The following is a 23,316-nucleotide window of genomic DNA, read 5'->3' on the forward strand; positions in this document are numbered from 1 at the left end:
AATCCTCGGTTTATGACGGGGGCTTGGTATATTACATTGATGGATTACTACTTATCGGACCAAACGGCAAGTTCGTTGCCCGAAGGGTCTTTAAAATGGAATCTGTGCCCTCCGGGGAAAGAGAAAATATCTTTTGAGATTTTCCCACCCGCTTCGATTATCTTGTTTTTTATAAGCTTAAGATTGGAATGAAATAATACAACGAGTGCACCATTTACAATTTCATTATCGGTCTTTTCAAATCCACCTTCGAGCCCACTTTCTGAAAATGCGATATAGGTTGGACCATAATCTGTAAATTTCCAATCAAAGGAAGATTCATAGAACATTTTAGTTTCTATTAAGTCTTTCGACTTGAACTCTACATAGTTAATGTGGCTGTCTTTTGCTTGCATTTAGAGGAGTAGTTTATAATTGTACACTAGTTTTGGAATAAAATTATCCATGGTTTTGGCAATGACCTCCGGATTTATATTTTGCTAGATAGAAATGTAAGTGCGATTTTCCCCATTTTTTCGGTATACCTTATCTTAAATCAAATGGATTATTCCGATACGGTAAACGTTTTTAACATCCCTTTTTTCATAGTGTTGGGAACTTCTGAAATAAAGGCATAATTACCCGGTTCAAGATCCACTTCGAAATAACCAACACTACCGGCAGGGCTATCATTAACGCCACCCAAAAAGGTGACGCCTTCCGGGGCGGGGGTGATAAGTCCCTTTGGATCGGCCCAATTCATCCAATTTTCAAGAGCCTCAAGATTGGTGGTATCCGCTAATTTAACCAAATTCACATCATGTCCTACAAAGTTTTCATGTGTAATCTGGTCCTTGAATTCCACTGAAAACACTTGTGGGCCTTTGGCAATGGATCCATTATAATTAATGCCCTCTGTACTGGAAATAGTAATGGTTATTGTAGGTATTGGGGGTGAAACGTTGCTTTTATCTTTGGAAACTATAATGGGTTTTGCCATGCCCATGGAAGAGTGGAATTTTCCATTGGGCATTTTTACGTAACACTCCATAAGGTAATATCCAGGCTCCAAATTAACTGTGGTAGTACTGTTCTTCTTTGGTGAAACCAAGCCGGATCCACCTGAAAAAACTACTTCAAAAAACCACGCGGGGAGATTGTTGAATTCGGCAAACCCCGCTTCGGTTTTCCCTTCATTAATTAAGTCCATTCCCTTGTCGAAGGGAGGAAAGACTTCATTTTTGGTATTTAGTATCGTCTTGCCTTCGGGGTACTTATCCAATAAAAAGAAATGGGTTTCATTAGAGTTATTTTGATAATTAAATGTATTCCAGCCAAACGGAATGGTGTCAGGGCTTATAAAGTCCATAACCGTTGTTGTAATCTGGACAATGCCATCCTTTTTGGCAACCAATTTTTCCTCGGTTTTAGCCTTTTTATCAGGTCCGCAACCGTGCAGTATAAACGTTAAAATAATTAATGCTGTAATGACATATCCGTGACTTTTAAAGAAGGGTGGTAGTGTTTTCATGGTATTGCTTTTTCCAATGTATATAGTGTAAAACGGTAGCGGGCAATTTATGAAAAGAACTGCACGCTTAGGGATGTTCAAATCTATACTGTGGGGAATCTTTTGACTGGAGGGAGTTTAGGAGGGGTGATTTGCTGATTCAAAATACGAATGTAAACGGTAAAAAGCAAATGCTACCTCCAATTTTGGCCCTGTTACCAATCATTAATTTTTATACTTGGGTAGGGCGAAGGAGTAGGTAGGACTATTTTGTTGACTTTTTTTTCTATATGTACCCTTCCCTAATACCCTGTTATTTCTTTTAGTTTGTTGAAAAAGGCCTTCTTTCTATCAGAACTAATAGTCCAGTCTACCGGGACACTCTGAAAACCTGAGTTATAGTCCTCCCATTTCATTCTAAAATCAAAGTAGCCCCAAGAAGCATAAGATTCTGTGGCGGAGAGAAGGTTATAGGATTCCTTATCAAAATCAAAATGATCATCTTCATTGAAAAGAATGGGCTTTGGAGAATAACTTTCGGACTGTCTCACCAATTCTACCATCTCTTTAATTCTTTCAGGATCCTTTACCCCGTTCCCGTGTAATAGGACAAAATCTGAGGAAGCAATAATTTCCGAAGATGGAATTTTATTTCCCGAATAACTGGTACTTACCAAAAGTTTGTGCCCACTGATGTCTTGAACCCGCTTAATAAGTTCCGATACTCGTTGCGGTTGTAAAATGGGGTGATCATATTTAATATCACATTCGTTGTTTATTTCAATCAATATGTTTTTATACCCCTTCTCTAGAATCCAATGTGTTATATTGTCAACAGCCTTCAATACAGCCTGTTCGTCTTTTAACTGTTCATCCTGACCAAAATAAAAATAGCCCAGAATAACAACCATGCCCAGTTCATTGGATCTTTCCAATATTTTTTCAAGCCTATTCATATAATCCTCCCTAAGGTTGCCCAAACTGTCAAAAGTAGAGTTGATCCAACCGTGATTGCCATAGCCCAACGGACTTCCGCCTTGCAGATTAAGGGTAAAGGATAACAGGCCATGGGCCTTCCAGTCCTCCATGGCATTTACAAATTCTGCAGTGTTCCTCTCCGCATCCCATTTATTGGAATCCGGATATTTAAAATTATCCCGAGTATCGCTATTAAGATCATCAAATATGCCTTGGACCATTCTTGAGTTAAAAAGTAAGCCTTCAATTTTATTTCCTTTCCAATATCTATTTTTATAGGTTATTTGATCATTGATGTAGAACTGCTCTCCTTGAATACTTACAGAAGTTGTTTTTGGTTTATATGAATAGGAGCATAGGCATATTGTAGACAGTAGTATAGCAATAGTGAAGGCGTATTTCATTCTTATTATTCTTTTGGTCAATTCAATGTTCTATGGGATTGCTTGTTTAAATGTAGGGAATTTTTGCCTTGTTTTGGAGAGGTTTAAATTTTATGGACCTACTTTTTGCTATCCATGTATTCCTTAATAATTGATGGGCCAACAAGATTTTAAATTCGGCCAGCTTTAAAAATGGTCTTTGTAATGTATGGCCAAGAATACGGCCCTAGTTAGGGCTCATATTTTTTAGGGTCGAAATTATTTGAGCTAAAACAGTAGTTTGGAAGGGTTAAAATATAGTAGATAGGTGTACACTGAACTTCCTTTCTTTATATTTGCGAGCTATTTGATAAAAGAAAGTTTATGATTTCGAGCAACGAATATTTTGATGGAACGGTAAAATCGTTGGGCTATAACTCGGCCATAGGAAAATCTACGATTGGGGTAATGGAACCAGGGGAGTATGAATTTGGCACTTCTGCCAAGGAAACCATGAATGTGGTAGAGGGCGAACTAATTGCTTTGTTGCCCGGGGAAACTGAATGGAAATCCTTTAAGGCGGGTTCGTCATTTAAGGTAGGCGCCAATAGTTCTTTCAAGGTAAAATCGGTTGGGCAAACTTCTTATTTGTGTCAATACGAATAGGGCTAAAATTTAACCCTTTTTCTATTTGGGTGTTTCAAACTTAGACTTGTAATTCATGGTTTTAGTTCAGGCCCCAAGCCAATATTTTATTTATTGGTTATAAGCCCGTAGTTTTTATATACCTTTTTCCTCTTCTTAATTGATCTAAAATTATGCATAATCGGTTTGTGCTCATTTCACAAAGAGCCGAGGTATATAGCCATGATTTTTATTAGGTGTTGAACATACTTAGGAAAAACACAGTCCATGGTTTAATGGATGTTCAATGGATGGGTCAAACGCCCAAATAACGCTAGCCGCTGTCCTGAAATATTTCCTGGGCCACACTCCTCTAGGGAATTTAACATGGCTTCATCTTTATAGTGGTTGTAGGCCATATACAGTGCATTTATCCTATTTTTAGTAAAACAATGAGATTTTATAGGGTTGTTTATGACGTACATATAGGCCTGGAAAAGTGAACCTGATCCATCACTTTCAACATGATTATATAGCGAATTATCACCTAGTCGCTTTAAAAATTCGGCATGGGCGGTAAGGTGTTCAATATGTGTCATTGTATATTCCGTGCCACTTCCACTGGAAGGTAAATAGTCACCATCAATCGGGTCCGTGCCCCGCCTTATTTCCTCAGGGATTGCACCGTTGGGCAAAATGCCCCATAAGGCTACCTTGGCATCCATTTTCCAATCCAAGGATGTTTTTAAACGGCCAAGTTGATACTCGTTGTGCGATTCAAAAGCATCCTTGGGGGACATTTTCTTAGGTGACGGACTTATTTCTTTTAGTTTCCATTGTTTCTGGTCCATGAGGTAATATGAAATAAGTGCTGCTGAAAAGGAGGCAGCAACTCCCCAATTGTTTTTCCTTGTCCTACTTGCCCAGGCTACTTTTGGGTACATTTCATCCCGTAGCCAGATTTGATATTTTAGTTTATCGTTCTTCGTCCAACCTGTCCAACCCTCTAGGAGATCGGCAGCGTAAATATAAGGGGTGCCTCCCCTTGCCAAGTTCAGAATTCCTTGGGCTCCCCAATGAAAATCATGATGCTCCGCATTGCGATATCCATGGGTTCGACTAAGGTCCAAAATTAGGCTTTTGGCTTTGTCTGCATATTTTTTATTTCCTGTCAAATGCCAGGCTATAGCCGAGCCATAGGCCAGTTTCCCACCAATGGAACTTAGTTGAATTGGATCGTTGGAACTACGATCGGAAATCACAACTTCGTCTTCCAAAAGGGGCCAGGCCGTTGAAGCCTGCGTTAAACTGTCTATATAATGAAGAAAAAGATCAACATTGGTACTATGCGGTTTAAGTCCGGAAGCGGCCATTTCCCTGATCTTGGATAGGTCTGTTGTTGATACAAGAATTCCTTTAGGTCTTGCAATTTGGCCATTTCTATGTTCTGGGCATACTCTATTAATAAAAATAAGGATCGCCGCCGTTAAAATTATAGTAATAGGTTTCATGCTTATTATGGTCTCACAATCTGTATTGGGAAAGTTAAGTATTTGCTGCAAAAGTTTTTCACTTTTTAGTACAGATTGGAAATGACTAGATGGAACAAAGTCCCTCCAAAGTAATTTTTTAGGTAGTTTTTAGTTTTCCGGTGCTTAAAAATGCCTCTAGGATGGTATTGTCCTGACATACTTTTTTTAAAAATGGCCCAATATTTCACATACTTATGTGATTGCCAGCATTGTACTTTCTGTTTTCCTTTGTCAAGCAAATTTTACAACCATCCTACGGTCTTATGGGTCGTGGGATTAAAACTAAATGGCCATATATCCATAAAGTAACATTTAAATTTAAAGTTTATGAAAAAAACACTTTTAATGCTTGCCATCACCGGCCTAATGATAAGTGCATGTGGCTCACCAAAACAAAAGGAAGTAGCAAAAGCAGAATTACCTAAGTCCGGTGATCGGATTCAACGAGGGGAATTTTTGGTTGCTACTTTAGGGTGCAATGATTGTCACTCCCCTAAAGTTATGACCCCAAGAGGTCCAGTGCCAGATCCCGATAGATTGCTATCCGGACATGATTCCAATGAAATTTTACCGGAATACGATCCTCAAGCCGTAGGGGGCTATGTGTTGTTTAATATGAACAGTACCGCAGCAATAGGACCTTGGGGCACCTCCTTCGCCGGTAATTTAACTCCAGATGCTACGGGTATAGGATTTTGGTCCGAGGAGCAATTTGTGAAGTCCATAAAAGAAGGGAAATATAAAGGGTTGGATAATAGTAGGCCCTTATTGCCCCCCATGCCCTGGGAAGGATATTCCAAGTTGCCAGATGAGGACATAAAGGCAATATATGCGTACTTAAAGAGTATAAAGCCTGTTAAGAATATAGTGCCACAGGCCATTATGCCCGGTACCTAGGTTCTCTTCAAAAGTAGTTTTAAACATCAATCTGTATTGCAACGGTGCCATTCTCCAAATGTTAACCAACAGGAATCCAAACAAATTGGTGAATGGTACTCCAATTAATCATCAGCAAAACGTGTCAAAAAGCAGTAAACCAGAAAAATATTATAGGTGTTTCCTTAAATAATCAGATTTAACAATTTCTTTAATTCCCTCTAAATAGGGAGTGGTTTTAAAATTAAAGTGACTGTCGAATTTATCTGAATTAAAAACATAGTCCCTGTCGTATTGATACATCATTTCCGGCATTTCCCTCATAACAGGAATAAAAAGCCCTAGTATCTTTATAATTAGCCTGCTGGCAACCTGAAATCTAGGTTTTACCCCCATTTCACCTGCAATGGCCTCTATCCATTCTTTTCCGGTGTAGGGATTTTTGGCAGTAGGCAAATGCCATACCTGATTGTAGGCCTGTGGTGAATTGCCTAGCAGGGCAGTGGCTTTTGCCGCATCAGGAGTGTAGGTAAAGGAGTGTTTGTAATTTAACGAAGCCATCCAATTGGCTTTTTTGCCGGTACTCAAGGGTTTGAATACCATCTCGGTCAATATACTGGAATTCTTAATATTGGGGCCGTAAAAATCTGCTGAACGGGCAATCAAAGCTTCTAGTTCTCCCTTTTTTACCTTTTCCATAATCATGCCTGCTATTTCGGCACGAACCTTCCCTTTTTTGCTTGGGGGATTAATAGGTGTTTCCTCATTCATTCCATCCAAAAAATTGGGGTCATACATGTATATATTGTCAAAAAACACCAATTTACAGTTGTGTTCTATACAGGCATCGATCACATTTTTTATGAATTTTGGCCAATACTGCTGCCAAATTTTAAGCTTGTACGGAAATCCAATAGTTACGTACACAATGGCAGATCCCTTGATTGCCTCGAAAACTTGGGCCCTTTCCCCAAGGTCTGCAGATATTATATGATCGGTATCATTAACTTTTTCCGGATTTCTACTCACCAACCTTATTTTGCTGGTATACGCCGTTAAAGACTTGGCCAGTTCAATTCCAATTGCGCCGCCCGCCCCTAATATTGTTTGCATAGTTGTTCCTTTTTGTTTGCTATGTACCAAATCTGGAAACCGTCTTTATCCCTTGCCTTTTCCATATTGGGCGGAACAGCTTGGTGACGCTTGTGCCTAAAGATTTGTGTACGGTTAAAATTGTTTGCCTAAATTTAGGGAAATTCCCTTTTCATATGTCAAGTTGTAAATTTTTGTTCGCTTAAATTTAGCGTTTTAGAGTGCTAAATAAATTTTTGGGACATATGTTATTTTTGATTTTGGATCCGAGCAATTTAGGGGTGTATAGTAATTAATTTCAAGGCAATAACAAATCATATGAAGCAACCAATATTATCCTTATTATTCTTGGTATTAATATCATTTGGGCATGGGCAATCCAAAATCCCGGCCAAGGACGCTATTTTAAGTGACAAGGATTTTAAATTTCTTGAAATATTAACCAAAACCATCATTGACAGTTCCCGTATTTACCCTGGGGAGCGGGTTGCAGATCAAATGGGTACAAACAATACGGGTGGGATATTGGTAAAACCTGGAGGTAGGGAGAGTTATCCGGCTTTCTGGATCCGGGATTATGCCATGTCTTTGGAAACCGGATTTATTTCCGGGGAAGAACAAAGGCATATGTTATTGTTAACGGCTTCCACCCAAGCAGATCGGACATGGCTTACTAAAAATGGCGCTATGGTGCCGTTAGGTACCATAGCAGATCATATCCGTATGGATGACGGATTGCCCATATATTTTCCAGGCACCTATAGTTTTGAAGAACAGGGTACTCCTGAGTTTGGTAGAACCCCGCCCTATGGGGATCAGTTTTTCTTTATACATATGGCCCATTATTATGTGGTTACAACTCAAGATCTGTCATTTTTGGATAAGGAAATAAATGGAATGAACCTCATGGACCGACTTGAAATTGCCTTTAATGTGCCTCCATCGAGATTGGATAATCATATCGTTACTACCACGGAGCATTTTAGGGGCATTGATTTTGGTTTTAGGGATGTGATGACGATTACAGGTGATCTTTGTTATCCGTCCATATTAAAATTTAAGGCTGCTTTGGAGCTATCCGAATTGTTTGAAAAACAAAACAATCAAGAAAAAGCGGAAAAATACACTGTGATAGCCAATAAAATTAAGGAGGCCTTACCGCTGGTCTTTATGGATGAAAGGGGCATGCTCAAAGCTTCGAATGCCAAAGGAAGTCAAGCGGACGTTTGGTCTACAGCATTGGCCGTCTATTACCAAATTTTGGATAGGGAGGCAACCGAAAGGACAAGCAGGTTCTTGGCTCAAGCCTATGAAAATGGATACTTATCCTATAAAGGCAACATTAGGCACATTTTAACTACGGATGACTTTAGCGATTCCACGGCATGGGAATTTTCATTGGCACAGAAAAATACCTACCAGAACGGGGCCTATTGGGGTACTCCAACCGGATGGGTATGTTATGCCATAGCCAAAACCAACTATAAACTTGCCCAACAATTGGCAAAGGAATACATAAATGATTTGCGCCAAAGTGATTTTAGAAAAGGGAAGGAATACGGTGCGCCCTTTGAATGTTTTCACCCTTCGGGCCATACGCAAAATCCCCTGTATATGACTACGGTAAGTTGTCCGCTGCCGGCATTTAGAAACATTACAAGACCATGATCAGGTTATGATTTATTTAGCCGATCCGTAATTCAATATTTTTAGAAGTTTGGCTACTGTATTTTTAAGAATTCCAATCTGCGCATCACTTCCGAATCTTCCGAAACCACTTTGGATATTTGGTCCAGGTGGATATCAAAATTATAATTGAATTTACCGGAATTCATGAGAGCTATCGAGTTTAATATTAAAAGGGCCTCACTGGGCTTATCGGACTCGTACAAAGCCTTGGTCATTATTGCCGACGGATCCAATTGTTTAACCATAGCAAGAAATTCTGCCGCACGTACCCTGTTTATACGTTCTGGATCCTTGTTTGCCATTGTTTTAATTTTCGCCTCCATTAACATGGCCTGCTTTCCAAAAGTACTACAGACAATTATTGCCCAATATCTTTCCCATGGATCTGAAGAATCCAGGGCAGTGGTCAAGGCATTTTTGGCATCCTTAAAGCTTAAAAGTCCCAGATCTGCAATTTCAATATATTTTTCAATGTCCTTTTTGTGTTTAGTCCCATAAGCCACAGGGTTTTCAAAAGCATTTTCTATAAGGACATGTTCTGGATAAAATGAGAGGTCCGGCATTCCTTTTGCCCAAGAATTGAGTCTGCTGCGCAGGTCTCTTACTATAGTCTTGTACTTTGGGTCATTGGCCAGATTTTTTGTTTCATATGGGTCTGCATCAATATCAAAAAGCATTTCCGGAGGGCGCGATTCAAAGAAGGCAGATTGTATTTTGTTCAGTTCTCCTTTATCGTACAATGCCTGCCATTCTTGGTAAGCCAATTGCTTGTAACGATAGTTGTTCATTAAGCCATCAAAATTAAAGGGCTGATAGTTTCTAATATATTTATACTTCCCTTTTCTTATGGCCCTTACCATATCGTATTTTTCATCGAACCTATCCGCGTAACTATAGGTTTCATCGCGGGCATTCAATTCCTCATTCTTTATATCCTTGCCTAAAAATGCCTTGCCATCCATTCCCTGTGGTATGCTTATTCCCGCAAGATTCAAAACTGTTGGGCCCAAATCAATAAAGCTTACAAAGCCTTTTACGGTGCTGCCAACAGGACTATTTACGAGATGTTTATATTTTTCGGGAACATGGACTACCATTGGAACGTGGAGTCCGGTTTCGTACAGATAGCCCTTGCTTCCCGGCAAAACGCCGCCATGATCGCCAAAGTAAAAAATAAAGGTGTCGTCCAGCCTTCCATCGGTTCTAAGTTCGTTGATAACGTTGCCGACCTGCCTATCCATTTCCCTAATTTTGTCCCTGTATAGGGCGTTGGTGTATTTAAATAGCTCGGTATTGGGATGGTTGGGCTGTATTCTAAATGAGTTTTGGTCAGTTTCAGGCAGAGTAGTTTCCATGTCTTTAGCGGTGAAGTGCATGCTGGACTCATGAGAAACCCCAATATTGAAAACATGGAAAAATGGTTGATTTTCCTTTCTATTTTTCCAGCTGGCCTTCTTGGAAGATTCGTCCCAAACACCATCACTTTTAATAATATTATAATCTTCCTTGCTATTGTTGGTGGTATAAAATCCTTGCTGTCTTAAATAGGCCGGAAACATTTTGAGTGAATCGGGCATAGGGACCGTTACAATTTTTCTATGGTATTGGGCTCCGATACGCGGTGCGTAACAACCTGTTATTATGGTCGAACGTGCTACGCTACAGACAGGGGCATTGGAGAAAACGCGATTAAAGATTAAACCATTTTCTGCAAGGGATTGAATATTGGGGGTGGGAATGCCATTGTCATCAAAAAGTTCAAGGTAGTGCTTGGAATTATCCTCGGAGGTAATCCAAACAATATTTGGAGGGCGCTCCTCCATCAATTTTGTTTGGGAAAATATAGCAGGAATGGAACCAAGTACGATTGCCAAGGTTTTGAAAAATATGCTGAGTTTTAAGGTGTACATAAGGATTTCTAGTAAAAGGTGCTGGTTAATGGCTATTAATGATGGCCCCTAATATAGGAAATCTTCTATACCCATGTTGATTTTTAGTGCGTTTACGGTTCTGGCATGACGTAATTATTTCGTTGGAAATAATAACAAGTAAGTTGTTCAGCATACTTAAAATAAGTACTTTAATACATTCAACTTTTTTGGTTTACTAGGTTAAAAGGCATAATTCTATAGTGTCACCCACACCTGGAAGAATTTAAACGCTAATAATACCCGTAAAACCCTTATTTTTATTGAAACCTACAATACCTCAATAACATGTCCTATAAAGAATTATGAACCGGCAATTATGAAAAGCAAAAGAATCCAAATTGTTTTAACCATTTTTTTATCACTAACGTTTCTATCAACATTTCAATTAATTGCACAGGAGCATCTTGATGTTGACCATCAGAAGAAAATGTATGAGCGCAATGCGATGGGAGACGGAACGGCATTGAAGGTGCTGCTTTTTTCCGGTACAGGTTGGTTCCGCCATCCTGATATTCCTATTGTAAATGGGTGGATTGTGCGGCTAGGTGCCGAACACAATATGCAGATAGATGTTAGTGAAACAGGAAGTGATATATCCAAGGAAAAACTGGGCTATTACGATGTATTGCTGTTCAATAATGCAAATGTTCTGGATAAGGTTTTTAATGAGGAACAACGGAATGCCATAGAGGAATGGTATAAAGATGGGGGAGCAATTGTTGGTCTGCATGCGTTGTTGGTGCATCAGGAAAACTGGCCCTGGATAATGGAATTGGGCGGATGTGATTTTAATAGTGATTCTGAATTTCTCAAAGCCAAAGTGGTGGTCGATCCAAAAGCTATGGATCATCCTGCGGTTAAGGGAATGGGTAAAGAGTTTTGGTACGAGGCAGATTGGACCAACCACACCAAGTCTGTTACCGGCTTGCCGGGTGTTCAGGTGTTACTCCGGGTAGACGAGTCAACCTACGAACCAGTTAGGGAGTACTTCAAGACTAGAGGAGGCGAGGGAATGGGAAAGGATCATCCGATAGCTTGGACCAGGGTTTGGGGCGGAGGAAGATTTTTCTATACTGAGTTGGGGCACGATATACGTTCATTGAATACGGATTTTGGACGTCAGCATCTTATTGAAGGAATAAAATGGGCAGTGGAAAAAGAGTGATTAAAGTGTTTTTGTCTTATTGGATAAGTTGGCTTTTGATAGATTATTATGATTAATTGTTAAAAGTTGGAATCTGAAATTAGTATTAATTGATTTTCAGGATTAAAGGCCTTCGTTTTTCGTAAAAATAATGTGTCTCGTTTTAATTTTAACAACTACCACTTGTGAGAGTTAAATTCAAGTTCTAGTTTTGATTCCCGTATGAATCGGGCATTACAAAAATATATTCTACTTCCCTGTATCCTTTTAATAAATGGATTCAACACTATTTATGCCCATACAAATTTTGAAGTTGATCGTTATTTTTCAATTTTAAATTTAGCAGTTTCCGAAAGTTTTCCCTGTGAGTTTGAGGAAGAAATGGCCCCTGTTGTTTTTGCGGATACTTCTGTACTTGAAGTTCAAAAGCTACTTGTGGCGGAAGTTGCGGATTTCGAGGAAGAGGAGGAGGAGAGCGATGAAATTGTTTTATCTCCGGAAACAAATTTAATTTATGGTGGTCTAACAACTGCCATTTTTTATGCCCTAATATTGGAGTATTTGTCTTCCAATCTGGAAAATGACCTCGCTTACATTGACACCCACGCTTTTACCACTCCTTATAAGCGGTACATTAGATTCCAAGTTTTCAGAATTTAGGAAATCTGGCAGTACCTAATTAATTTGGGGCTGTCCCCACTTTTTTTAAGTACTGTTCTTAATCAAAATTGAGTAAGTCCGAAACTAATTTAGAAGGACTTACCGGGCATTTTATTTGCTAAAAAACCAATTATTCATTTTTAATAAATTAAGATTATGAGGAAATCCCCCATGATTATTGGCGTGTGTTTACTACTGAGCCAATTAAGCTGTAACTCCGAAAAACATGAAAAACGAGAGGAAACCAAATATCTCGTGACCAGTCCAATAAAAAAAGATACCGCGGTTGTAAAAGACTATGTCTGCCAAATACATAGCATTCGAAATATTGAGGTCCGTGCTCTGGAAAAGGGCTATTTACAGGAAATCTCGGTTGATGAAGGTCAATCCGTAAAAAAGGGTCAACAAATGTTCCATATTATGCCCAATGTATATGAGGCGGAATTTCAAAAGGCCACGGCGGAAGCTCGGGTGGCCGAAATTGAATATGAGAATACTAAATTATTGGCCGATGGCAATGTAGTTTCTGCAAATGAGCTGGCCATGGCAAAGGCTAATTTTGAAAAGGCCAAAGCAGAAGTTATGCTTGCAGAGACCCATCTAGGGTTCACTAATATTAAAGCTCCGTTTGATGGTATTATGGACCACCTGCATGTTAGGGAAGGCAGTCTTTTGGATGAAGGGGAATTGTTGACTACCCTATCGGACAATAGTAAAATGTGGGTTTATTTCAATGTGCCCGAGGCGGAGTATTTGGATTACATTACCAGTGTTGATCGAAATAGTAAAAAAGAGGTGGCCCTTTTAATGGCCAACAATAAACGCTTTAATCAGACTGGTATTGTTGAAACCATTGAGGGAGAGTTTAGCCATGAGACCGGTAACATTGCTTTTAGGGCAACTTTTGACAACCCCGATGGTATTTTACGCCATGGGGAAACAGGTAGCATAATTATGCAGGTACCCCATACCAACGCGCTTATTATTCCGCAAAAGGCCACCTTTGAGGTTTTGGATAAAAAATATGTTTTTGTAGTTGATGATAAGGCAGTAGTAAAACAGAAGGAAATAGCTATCGCCGGAGAACTACCTAATCTTTTTATCATTGAAAAGGGACTTTCCGAGAAAGATAGAATAATTCTTGACGGCATTCGTATGGTAAAGGACGGGGACCATGTAGAAACCGAATTTATTGAACCAAAATCGGTTATAAACAACTTATCACTTTACGCCGAGTAAGTATAACCTATAGGAAACTTAAAGATTAATTGTACAAAGTATGGGGCGTTCTCCCATCCAAAGGTAAGGAGGACAAGAAAACCCCTTCGGTAATTAATTTTTATACCTAACCTAATTTCACAAAAGATGTTCAAAAAATTTATAAAAAGACCGGTATTGGCCATAGTCATATCAGTCATGATAGTTTTTACCGGCCTTTTGGCCATTAAACAATTACCTATTTCACAATTCCCCGAAATAGCACCTACTACCGTTAATATATTTATAGCGTATCCAGGTGCAAGTGCAGATGTATTGGTAAACTCAACGCTTATTCCATTGGAAACGGCCATTAACGGTGTTCAGGGAATGCGCTATCTGGCATCCGATGCCACCAGTGCCGGGGAAGGTACGCTGCGTGTTATTTTTGAACCCGGAACGGATCCCAATACGGCGGTTGTGATGGTAAAGACAAGGGTAGATCAGGTAATGCCGAACCTACCCGAATTGGTACAAAAGGAAGGGGTGATTATAACCCCCGTACAACCCAGTATGTTGATGTACGTAAACCTGTTTGCCGAAGACGAGCATAATGATGAAAAGTTTCTTTACAATTATGCCTATACTAAAATTATACCCGAAATACAACGTATCAACGGTATTGCCAGTGCGCAGATATTGGGTAGTAGAAAGTACGCTATGCGGGTGTGGTTAAAACCAGATCGTATGCGTGCCTATAATGTATCTGCCGAAGAAATCATGGAGGCCATGCAAGACCAGAGTATAATTGCCAGGCCAGGAAGGATCGGGCAAAGTTCCGGAATTAAATCCCAGTCTTTGGAATATGTCCTTACCTACGTAGGGCGTTACAATCAACCGGAACAGTACAAGGATATTATAGTTCGTGCCAATGCGGAGGGGGAAACCATTACCTTGGGTGATTTGGCCGATGTGGAACTTGGTAGCGAGTTCTTCGATATTTATTCCAATTTGGATGGTCGCCCATCAGCATCCATTATCTTAAAACAGACTTTGGGCAGTAACGGTAAGGATGTTATTGACGAGGTTAAGTCAAAATTACTGGAGCTTAAAAAGGACCTTCCACCGGGATTGGACTATAAGATCAGTTATGATGTTGCCAACTTCTTGGATGCCTCTATTGAACAGGTACTCCATACCCTTCGTGATGCCTTCATTTTGGTTGCTATAGTGGTCTTCCTGTTTTTGGGCGATTGGCGATCAACGCTGATCCCGATCATTGCGGTGCCTGTTTCACTGATCGGTGCTTTTTTCGTAATGCAGCTATTTGGGCTGTCCATTAACCTTATTACTTTATTCGCCTTGGTACTGGCCATTGGGATCGTTGTTGATAATGCCATCGTTGTGGTGGAGGCAGTCCATGTTAAAATGGAGGAGCAGAATCTAAGCCCTTATAAGGCATCCACAGAGGTGTTGAGCGAGATTGGAGGGGCAATTATCGCTATTACCTTGGTTATGGTGTCCGTATTTATCCCCATTTCCTTTATGACCGGTCCGGTAGGGGTGTTTTACAGACAGTTTTCCATTACTATGGCCGGGTCCATTGTAATATCAGCGGTTGTGGCCCTTACCCTTACCCCGGTATTATGTGCTATAATGTTAAGGAACAATCATGGGAAGCCCAAGAGGAAATCGCCCGTTGATAAGTTTATTGCATGGTTTAATAAGGGCTTTGAACGTCTTACGGGGACCTATGTAAAATTATTGGATAAAATCGTGACCAGAAGGATCGTCACCTTTGGTATCCTAATAGCCTTTTGCGCGGGGATATTTTTTACGAACGAATCGCTGCCAGCAGGATTTATTCCCAATGAAGATCAAGGAATGATATATGCCATTATACAGACGCCACCTGGAGCCACTTTGGAGAGGACCAATGATGTTGCCCGTAAATTGCAACAGATCTGTGAAGAGATGGATGGAGTAGAGTCGGTTTCTTCCTTGGCCGGTTATGAGATTATGACCGAAGGACGTGGGTCCAATGCCGGTACCTGTCTAATCAATTTAAAACCATGGTCCGAGCGTCATCATTCCGTACATGAGATCATGGAGGAATTAGAAGAGGAAACCCAAAATCTGGGAGCCAGGATTGAATATTTTGAGCCGCCAGCGGTACCTGGTTTTGGATCTTCGGGCGGATTTTCCATGCGTTTATTGGATAAGACCAATTCCACGGATTATCATGGTTTTGGAAAGATAAATGATGATTTTATGGACGCTTTGGCCAAAAGGGAAGAATTAACTGGATTGTTTTCTTTTTTCTCGGCTAACTATCCCCAATACGAACTTAAAATCAATAATAAGATTGCCATGCAAAAAGGGGTTTCTATAGGTAAGGCAATGGAAAACCTGAATATTTTAATCGGAAGTACCTATGAACAGGGCTTTATTCTGTTCGGAAGGTTCTTTAAGGTCTATACCCAGTCGGCTCCCGAGTATAGGGCACTTCCATCGGATTTGGAAAAATTGTTCGTAAAAAATGAAGAAGGGGAAATGGTACCTTATTCTGCCTTTATGACCATGGAAAAACGTTTGGGCCCCAATGAGATTACCCGCTACAATTTGTATAATTCGGCCACAATTAATGGGCTTCCTGCACCTGGGTACACGACTGGGGACGCTATCAACGCCATAAAAGAGGTCGCCGCCCAAACCCTGCCCAGAGGTTATGACATTGCCTGGGAAGGGCTTTCGTTCGATGAGGCCAAAAGAGGAAATGAATCTCTATACATTTTTATCATTGTATTGATATTTGTGTATTTCGTGCTAGCGGCCCAATATGAGAGTTTTCTATTGCCTTTTGCTGTTATTCTATCCTTGCCTGTGGGTGTTTTCGGTTCATTTGCGCTATTGAGGATGATGGGCTTGGCCAATGATGTATATGCTCAGATAGGGGTAATTATGCTTGTTGGTCTATTGGGCAAGAACGCGGTGCTTATAGTAGAGTTCGCCGTGCAAAAGCATAGGCAGGGTGCCAGCATTCTTGAAGCGGCCATAGAAGGTTCCCGCGCCCGTTTTAGGCCCATTTTAATGACGTCATTCGCGTTTATTGCGGGTTTGATTCCCTTGGTTGTTGCTACCGGAGCTGGAGCCATTGGAAATAGGACTATTGGCGGCTCGGCTTTGGGCGGAATGCTTATAGGAACACTATTTGGAGTGTTGGTCATACCTGGGCTTTACTACATTTTTGCTACTATGGCAGAAGGAAGGAATCTGATCAAAGATGAGGCCAGTGAACCTTTTTCCGAAGAATTGATGCGTACGAGCGAGGGAGAAAGTAGGACTAGGGCCAAAATAAGGGAGATTACGAAACTTTTGAAAAAACTAACCAAAGGACAAGAGGATGAAAAATAGGAGAATATTATCCATAAAAAAGATCGGGGTGTGCGGGCTAAATATACTCGCCGTTATAACATTGTATTCCTGTGTACCATCAAAAACGATGATGGAAGAGAATTCAGATGTGCCGGAGAGGTATCAAAATCAATTGGAAGATAGTTTGAACAGTGCTAGTATCCAATGGAAGGATTTTTTTTCGGACCCCCATCTAAGCGCGCTGATAGATACAGCCTTGATAAAAAATCAGGAGTTGAATATAATGCTTCAACAGGTGGAGATGGCCAAAAATGAGATCAGGACCAGAAAAGGGGAATATCTGCCCTCTGTGAATATTCAGGCTGGAGCGGAAGTTGAGAAAGTGGGCGCTTATACCAGGAATGGTGCAGTGGAGGAGCATCTTGAAATACGGGAGGGGGAGGAGTTCCCGGAACCTCTATCCAATTTTATGGTAGGAGCTTACGCTTCTTGGGAGGTGGATGTTTGGAAAAAGCTGCGAAACTCCAAAAAGGCTGCTGTTTTCGAATATCTCTCCTCTATTGAGGGAAAGAATTTTATGGTGACCAGCCTGGTTTCCGAGGTAGCCGCATCTTATTATGAATTGGTGGCTTTGGACAGTCGATTGGCTATTATTGAACAGAATCTTGCCATTCAACAGAATGCTCTGGCCATGGTAAAGCTTCAAAAAACAGCAGCAAGGGCAACGGAGTTGGCGGTGCGTAGATTTGAGGCGGAGGTTCTTAAGAACAAGAGTCAAAAATACGAGATTCAACAGCAGATCGTAGAAACTGAGAATAAGATTAATTTTCTGATCGGGAGATCACCGCAACATATCCTAAGGGATTCTAATGGTTTTATTGAAAGGCCCGTGGGAGAGGTAAACGCGGGGATACCCTCCCAACTGCTTCAAAACCGACCGGATATAAGGCAGGCAGAATATGAACTGGCTGCGGCCAAGTTGGATGTTAAAGTGGCCAAGGCCAATTTCTACCCTTCCTTAGGGATAAAGGCAGGGGTTGGTTTGGAGGCTTTTAAGCCAAAGTTTTTGACTTCTACGCCACAATCTTTGTTGTATAACGTGGTTGGGGATGTAGTAGCTCCGTTGATCAATAGAAATGCAATCAAGGCGGCGTATGCCAATGCCAATGCTAGGCAAATACAGGCGGCATATGAGTATGAGAAGGCAATATTAAATGCCTATATGGAAGTGGCAAATCAATTGTCCAATTTGGATAATCTCAACATGAGCTATGAATTAAAAGTAGGTCAGGTACAGGCACTTAACGAGTCGATAGATATTTCCATCCGACTTTTTCAATCGGCCAGGGCCGATTATATGGAAGTACTTCTGACCCAACGAGATGCCCTAGAATCCAGCGAGGAACTTGTAGAGACCAAAAAGGACCAAATGTTGGCCAAGGTAGGTATGTACAGGGCCTTAGGAGGAGGATGGGATAGATAAGGTTTATCCAAAGACTGCTAAAAAACTATGAACAAAGCCATTCTACACGATTGTAGAATGGCTTTGCCTATTTTAGGATCACTAAGACGTTTTAATCCAGCTCCAAATGACCACGGCTCATATTTATTTGAAGTTTATATATAAACCTTATATATTTATTGTTTCCTATATTAGGTACCTTATTTAAACCATTCAACTATATGAAAGTATTACCATTATTTTCCCTTGTAACCCTATGTCTTTTGTCTTTGTACAGTTGTGCCGAGAAAGAGGCGAAGAAGCCCCAGAAACCCAACTTCCTGTTCATTATGTCCGATGATCACGCCTATCAGGCCATTAGTGCTTATAGCGATCATTTGATCCAAACCCCTAATATAGACCGGTTGGCCAAGGAAGGGATGTTGTTCAGAAATGCCAGTGTTACAAATTCTATCTGTGCACCTTCACGAGCCACCATTCTTACAGGGAAACATACCCACATTAATGGAAAAATAGACAATCACAATCCTTTCGATACTACTCAGGTTACCTTTCCGCAGATCTTTCAGAAGGCTGGTTACCAAACGGCCATGTTTGGAAAACTACATTTTGGCAACAATCCAAAGGGCGTGGACGAATTTATGATCCTTCCTGGGCAGGGACATTATATTAACCCGGATTTTATCACCCAAAAGGGAGATACCACCATTACTGGCTATGTAACGGATATTATTACGGACATGAGTTTGGAGTGGTTGGATAAAAAACGGGATCCGAACAAGCCTTTCTTTTTAATGTATCTCCATAAGGCACCGCACAGACCTTGGTGGCCAAGGGTGGATAAATTTAAGGAGTATACCCAAAAAACATTTCCGCTACCAGAAACCTTATTTGACGATTATTCCAATAGGGGTACTGCAGCCAAAACTGCAGAAATGAATCTTTTATATCATATGGAATATAGCCATGATAGTAAGATTTGGCCCGAAACCATTGAGGAGATGGGCAATGTAGTGCCTATTGTACAAAATACCCAGGCCAATATTTATAACGAATTTAATCGTGCCAACGAAGCGCAAAAGCAAGAGTACAAGCCTATTATAGATGCTATTAACGAAGATTTTAGGCAAAAATGGCCTTCCATGACAGACAAGGAAAAAATGACTTGGAAATACCAGCGGTATATGCAGGACTATTTGGGAAGTATTTCCTCTGTGGACGACAATGTGGGACGCGTGCTGGACTATCTGGATAACAATGGCCTGGCCGAAAATACCATAGTAGTCTATACCTCGGATCAAGGTTTTTATTTAGGAGAGCATGGTTGGTTCGATAAGCGTTTTATTTACGATGAGTCCTTCAAAACGCCCTTGTTGGTCCGTTGGCCCAATGAAATAAAACCGGGAACCACCGAGGAAGAAATGGTGCAGAATCTGGATTTTGCCCAGACCTTCTTGGAAGCTGCCCAAATCTCTGCACCGGCAGATATGCAGGGGGAAAGCCTTATGCCATTGTTAAAAGGGGACAGTGCCAAATGGAACCGCGAAGCTGTTTATTACCACTATTATGAATATCCTAGTGTGCATATGGTAAAACGCCACTATGGCATAGTTACTAAGGAATACAAGCTAGCCCATTTCTATTACGATGTGGACGAATGGGAATTATATGATCGCAAGAAGGACCCCAAGGAAATGAACAATGTTTATGATGATCCGGCATATGCGGAGATCGTGAAGGAGTTAAAGGAAAAACTGGCCCAACTTAGGGTAAAGTATAAGGATTCCAAGGAATTGGATGATAAGTATATTGAACAATCCAAGAAATATTAGCGCATTCAAAATAATGTGTAAAAAGAAAAATAGCGGGTTTTTACCCGCTATTTTTCGTTGGATTTTTATCCAATGGGGACCTATTGCTGGAGGGTCTGCCATGGAGTTTAAATTTGTAGTACGTGCCAACCTTGGTCGGTAAACAGGCTTTACGTATTTGCTTATCCAGAGGATAGAGAATTTATGCACTTAATTTTTGTTTTGGTTGCGCTAGTTGTGTGATTTCTCCCTCCCGGTGGAAATGACCTTTTCTATGATAATTTGTATGGTTTTATTGGAGAACAGGATTGGCCTATGCCCTCAAAATCTTATCTGGGGTAATCGGTAGATCAAATACCCGTTTTCCGCTGGCCTTATAAATAGCATTGGCTATTGCTGCGGCAGTAGGTGGCAATGGGACTTCCCCAGCACCTTTGGCATCTTCGCTTGGCCGGTTGATGATGGCTACCTCCACTTCCGGGATTTCCGAAAAGCCTAATATGGGGTATTTTTGCCAGTCAGAACTTGTAATTTCTTTTGTGTTGAAAGTTACTTGTTCCTTTAGGGTCCAGCTGGCCGCTTGGATCATCCCGCCTTCAATTTGATTGGTAAGTCCGTCACTATTGATCACTTCCCCCACGTCTACTACAGCCCACATTTTAAGAAGGTTGACCTTGCCGTTATTTTTATCAATAGCAACCTTGGCAGCCACGGCAATATAGGCATCGGTATTTTTATACCTCATAAAGGCATATCCAATGCCTTCACCATCAGCTGATTGCTGGGAAATGGTCAGGGCTTTTACTTTTTGGAGGACCGCAATGGCCCTTTCGTCCTCCAAATGTTTTAGACGGAATTCCAAAGGGTCTTGTCCGGCTTTTTCGGCCAAGGTATCCATAAGGGACTCCACGGCAAAGATATTCGTAAAGGACCCAAGGCTGCGCAAAGATGAGGTCCGCAACGGTCCGTCGTAGTAATGCGCATTCACGGTCATGTTCGGAATACTGTAATATGGATCTGCATTTCTAAGTCCTCCTCCTAAATACCCTCTCGATTTCATCTGATGAGGGGGTTCCAAATACCTGGCCGTTAATACGGTTCCAGCATTTTTGTTGGGGCGGGTACTATGGGAGTCTGTCCACACTTCAGCTTTCCAGAAGTTTATATTGTTGTTTTCATCCAAACCTGCTTCCAATTCCACGATCATGGCCGGACCATAGGGGTCCCAGCTGTGTTCATCCTGCCTGGACCATTGTACCCGCACATGGGTATTGGGGTATTCCAATGCCAGAAGGGCGGCATCGGCAGCAGCGTCATCTGCAGTGCTATGTCCAAAACAACCGGCTCCTGGAACTGCAGTAATATGAATTTTTTCGGAGTCCAGGGAAAGCATGGTCGACAAGGCTTCCCTCATGGGATATATCCCTTGACTATGTGACCAGATATGTAATATTTCCCCATCAAACATAGCTATTCCACAGGCGGGGCCCATGGAAGCATGTTTTATGTAGGGTTTGGTATATCTTGCCTTAAGGGTGTCCGTTTCTTTGGAAGCTGCCGTTACATCTCCTACACTTTTCACGGTTTCTGATCCGGTGGCATCCTCCTTAATATGTGCATAGAGGTTGTTATATTCAGGAAAGGCTATGGGAGTTGTCCATTCAGTATGATTCCTAAGGTATTTTTCCGCTTTAATTGCCTGATATTCCCTTTCGGTAATTACGGCCACTATACTGCCTTTTACTACCGTTTTAAGAACACCCCGAACCTCGCTTCTTAAGGTGGTATCATCTATGGAAATCAGTTGTGAGGTATATCCTGGAGGTCGCACCACCCTGGCATGCACCATTCCCGGGAAGCGTAGATCTTGAATGTAAATGGCCTGTCCACGTACCATGTCTCTAATATCCGTTCTAGGGATAGCTTTTCCTACATAGCGGTGTTCCTTCTTATCTTTAATGGGTACAGGAAGGCTTACTTGCTTTTCTATTTGTACACCTTCGAGGATTTCAGCAAAAGTGAGGGATTTGTTGTCCGGTTTCGACTTTACAATGCCATTGTATAGTAGTAGTTCGGTAATGGGGGCATTCAGTTTTTTACTCGCCAACCCCAATAATTCTTGCCTAGCGGTAGCTGCTGCATAACGTACGGACATGGCACTGTTCTGAATGGAGGCACTGGCACCGGTATAGCCTTCATTAGGGGTGCGTCCGGTCTCTGCCAGCTGTACCTGCACCTTCTCCAGATCCATATCCAGCTCTTCCGCGGCAACTTGTTGGATGGCGGTGCGGATACCTTGGCCCAGTTCTACTTTTCCTGATAAAATCCTAATACTTCCATCATCCAAAATCTCCAACCAGGCGTTGACCGTATTGGCACGCCCCATACTTCCTGGAAGCTTTCCGTCATAATCCACTCGGGCGGCCATTATGGGGTCTTCCACACCTGTGCAGGCCCCCAACAATGTGAAACCAACGCTGATATAACCCAAGTCTTTGAGAAATTTTCTTCTGGTTCTAAGTGGTTTAACGGTCATGGCAGGTTGGGATTACAGGTTTTTAGCCGCTGTCTTAATGGCTCGGATGATCCTGGTATGGGTACCACAGCGACAGAGGTTGCCTTGCAGGGCATTTCTGATTTCCTTTTCATCAGGGTTTGAGTTGGTATTTAAAAGGCCAACCGCGGACATTAGCATACCGTTGAGACAATAACCACATTGCGCAGCCTGTTCGTTTACAAATGCCTGCTGCACGGTGTGTAGCTGGCCTTCAGAAGATTCAAGTCCTTCCAAGGTGGTTATTTCGGCATCCCCAATGGTGGATACCGGAAGCATACAGCTGTTTGTAGGTTTACCATTTAACAAAACGGCACAGCTTCCGCATTGGGAAAGTCCACAGCCAAATTTTGGGCCATTAAGTTCTAGGTAATCCCTTAGAATATATAGCAAAGGTATGTCGGCCTCGGTATCGATCTTGCTTTTGGAACCATTGATGTTGAGGTGGTAGGTGGGCATAGCAACGAGTTAAGCTTCTAAGATAATGAAATGCTTTTCTAATGCAAATGGTCGGGCAATATTAGAAAGCAGGAATTATCT

General features: G+C 41.3%; 17 protein-coding genes. 9 read left to right on the forward strand and 8 right to left on the reverse strand.

Features of this window, described 5'->3' with window-relative positions:
- Positions 1-47 precede the first annotated feature (47 nt).
- The 3 genes from BUA60_RS05500 to BUA60_RS05510 all read right to left on the reverse strand — a co-directional run bounded on the left by BUA60_RS05500 (position 48) and on the right by BUA60_RS05510 (position 2,871).
- Complete coding sequence (locus tag BUA60_RS05500) at positions 48-395, reverse strand: VOC family protein (RefSeq protein ID WP_072860672.1); 348 nt, start codon at positions 393-395, stop codon at positions 48-50.
- Positions 396-544: 149 nt separating this feature from the next.
- Entirely contained in the window at positions 545-1,510 is a 966-nt protein-coding gene (locus BUA60_RS05505; RefSeq protein ID WP_072860673.1) for a hypothetical protein, read from the reverse strand.
- A gap of 281 nt (positions 1,511-1,791) precedes the next feature.
- Positions 1,792-2,871 (reverse strand): hypothetical protein, encoded by a 1,080-nt coding sequence (locus BUA60_RS05510; RefSeq protein ID WP_072860674.1) that lies wholly within the window; start codon positions 2,869-2,871, stop codon positions 1,792-1,794.
- 342 nt (positions 2,872-3,213) lie between these two features.
- Between BUA60_RS05510 and ppnP the strand changes: the two genes are divergently transcribed.
- Complete coding sequence (ppnP, locus tag BUA60_RS05515) at positions 3,214-3,495, forward strand: pyrimidine/purine nucleoside phosphorylase (RefSeq protein WP_072860675.1); 282 nt, start codon at positions 3,214-3,216, stop codon at positions 3,493-3,495.
- A 251-nt stretch (positions 3,496-3,746) separates the two neighbouring features.
- Here the strand turns inward: ppnP and BUA60_RS05520 are convergent, their stop codons facing one another.
- The gene (locus BUA60_RS05520) at positions 3,747-5,015 is read right to left on the reverse strand and encodes an alginate lyase family protein (RefSeq protein WP_143153119.1); all 1,269 of its coding nucleotides are present in this window, start codon (positions 5,013-5,015) and stop codon (positions 3,747-3,749) included.
- 297 nt (positions 5,016-5,312) lie between these two features.
- Between BUA60_RS05520 and BUA60_RS05525 the strand changes: the two genes are divergently transcribed.
- On the forward strand, positions 5,313-5,882 hold the full coding sequence (locus BUA60_RS05525) for a cytochrome c family protein (protein WP_072860677.1): 570 nt from the start codon (positions 5,313-5,315) through the stop codon (positions 5,880-5,882).
- 150 nt (positions 5,883-6,032) lie between these two features.
- Here BUA60_RS05525 and BUA60_RS05530 read toward each other — a convergent pair whose 3' ends face one another.
- Positions 6,033-6,974 (reverse strand): NAD(P)H-binding protein, encoded by a 942-nt coding sequence (locus BUA60_RS05530; RefSeq protein ID WP_072860678.1) that lies wholly within the window; start codon positions 6,972-6,974, stop codon positions 6,033-6,035.
- 297 nt (positions 6,975-7,271) lie between these two features.
- On the opposite strand from BUA60_RS05530, the gene BUA60_RS05535 reads away from it, so the two are divergent.
- Entirely contained in the window at positions 7,272-8,621 is a 1,350-nt protein-coding gene (locus tag BUA60_RS05535; protein WP_072860679.1) for a glucosidase family protein, read from the forward strand.
- Between the two features lie 53 nt (positions 8,622-8,674).
- Here the strand turns inward: BUA60_RS05535 and BUA60_RS05540 are convergent, their stop codons facing one another.
- Positions 8,675-10,552, reverse strand: coding sequence for a sulfatase family protein (locus tag BUA60_RS05540; RefSeq protein WP_084532484.1), 1,878 nt, complete (start codon positions 10,550-10,552; stop codon positions 8,675-8,677).
- Between the two features lie 337 nt (positions 10,553-10,889).
- Between BUA60_RS05540 and BUA60_RS05545 the strand changes: the two genes are divergently transcribed.
- The 6 genes from BUA60_RS05545 to BUA60_RS05570 all read left to right on the forward strand — a co-directional run bounded on the left by BUA60_RS05545 (position 10,890) and on the right by BUA60_RS05570 (position 20,243).
- Positions 10,890-11,738 carry a ThuA domain-containing protein gene (locus BUA60_RS05545; protein WP_072860680.1) on the forward strand — a complete coding sequence of 283 codons (849 nt, stop codon included), beginning with the start codon at positions 10,890-10,892 and terminating at the stop codon, positions 11,736-11,738.
- Positions 11,739-11,939: 201 nt separating this feature from the next.
- Positions 11,940-12,377: a hypothetical protein gene (locus BUA60_RS05550; RefSeq protein ID WP_072860681.1), complete on the forward strand. Its 438-nt coding sequence runs from the start codon at positions 11,940-11,942 to the stop codon at positions 12,375-12,377.
- A 156-nt stretch (positions 12,378-12,533) separates the two neighbouring features.
- Positions 12,534-13,616, forward strand: a complete 1,083-nt coding sequence (locus BUA60_RS05555) for an efflux RND transporter periplasmic adaptor subunit (RefSeq protein ID WP_072860682.1) — start codon at positions 12,534-12,536, stop codon at positions 13,614-13,616.
- Positions 13,617-13,742: 126 nt separating this feature from the next.
- The gene (locus BUA60_RS05560; RefSeq protein ID WP_072860683.1) at positions 13,743-16,988 is read left to right on the forward strand and encodes an efflux RND transporter permease subunit; all 3,246 of its coding nucleotides are present in this window, start codon (positions 13,743-13,745) and stop codon (positions 16,986-16,988) included.
- A complete protein-coding gene (locus BUA60_RS05565) occupies positions 16,978-18,432 on the forward strand; it encodes a TolC family protein (protein ID WP_072860684.1) in 1,455 nt (484 codons plus the stop codon). The genes BUA60_RS05560 and BUA60_RS05565 overlap by 11 nt, the downstream gene beginning before the upstream one ends.
- Before the next feature lie 200 nt (positions 18,433-18,632).
- Complete coding sequence (locus BUA60_RS05570) at positions 18,633-20,243, forward strand: sulfatase family protein (RefSeq protein ID WP_072860685.1); 1,611 nt, start codon at positions 18,633-18,635, stop codon at positions 20,241-20,243.
- Positions 20,244-20,535: 292 nt separating this feature from the next.
- On the opposite strand, the gene BUA60_RS05575 is transcribed toward BUA60_RS05570, so the two are convergent.
- Together BUA60_RS05575 and BUA60_RS05580 are read right to left on the reverse strand one after the other, a co-directional pair.
- Positions 20,536-22,758, reverse strand: coding sequence for a xanthine dehydrogenase family protein molybdopterin-binding subunit (locus BUA60_RS05575; protein ID WP_072860686.1), 2,223 nt, complete (start codon positions 22,756-22,758; stop codon positions 20,536-20,538).
- A 12-nt stretch (positions 22,759-22,770) separates the two neighbouring features.
- On the reverse strand, positions 22,771-23,235 hold the full coding sequence (locus BUA60_RS05580) for a (2Fe-2S)-binding protein (RefSeq protein ID WP_072860687.1): 465 nt from the start codon (positions 23,233-23,235) through the stop codon (positions 22,771-22,773).
- Positions 23,236-23,316: the final 81 nt, after the last annotated feature.

This window comes from Arenibacter palladensis, assembly GCF_900129275.1.
GTDB lineage: Bacteria > Bacteroidota > Bacteroidia > Flavobacteriales > Flavobacteriaceae > Arenibacter > Arenibacter palladensis.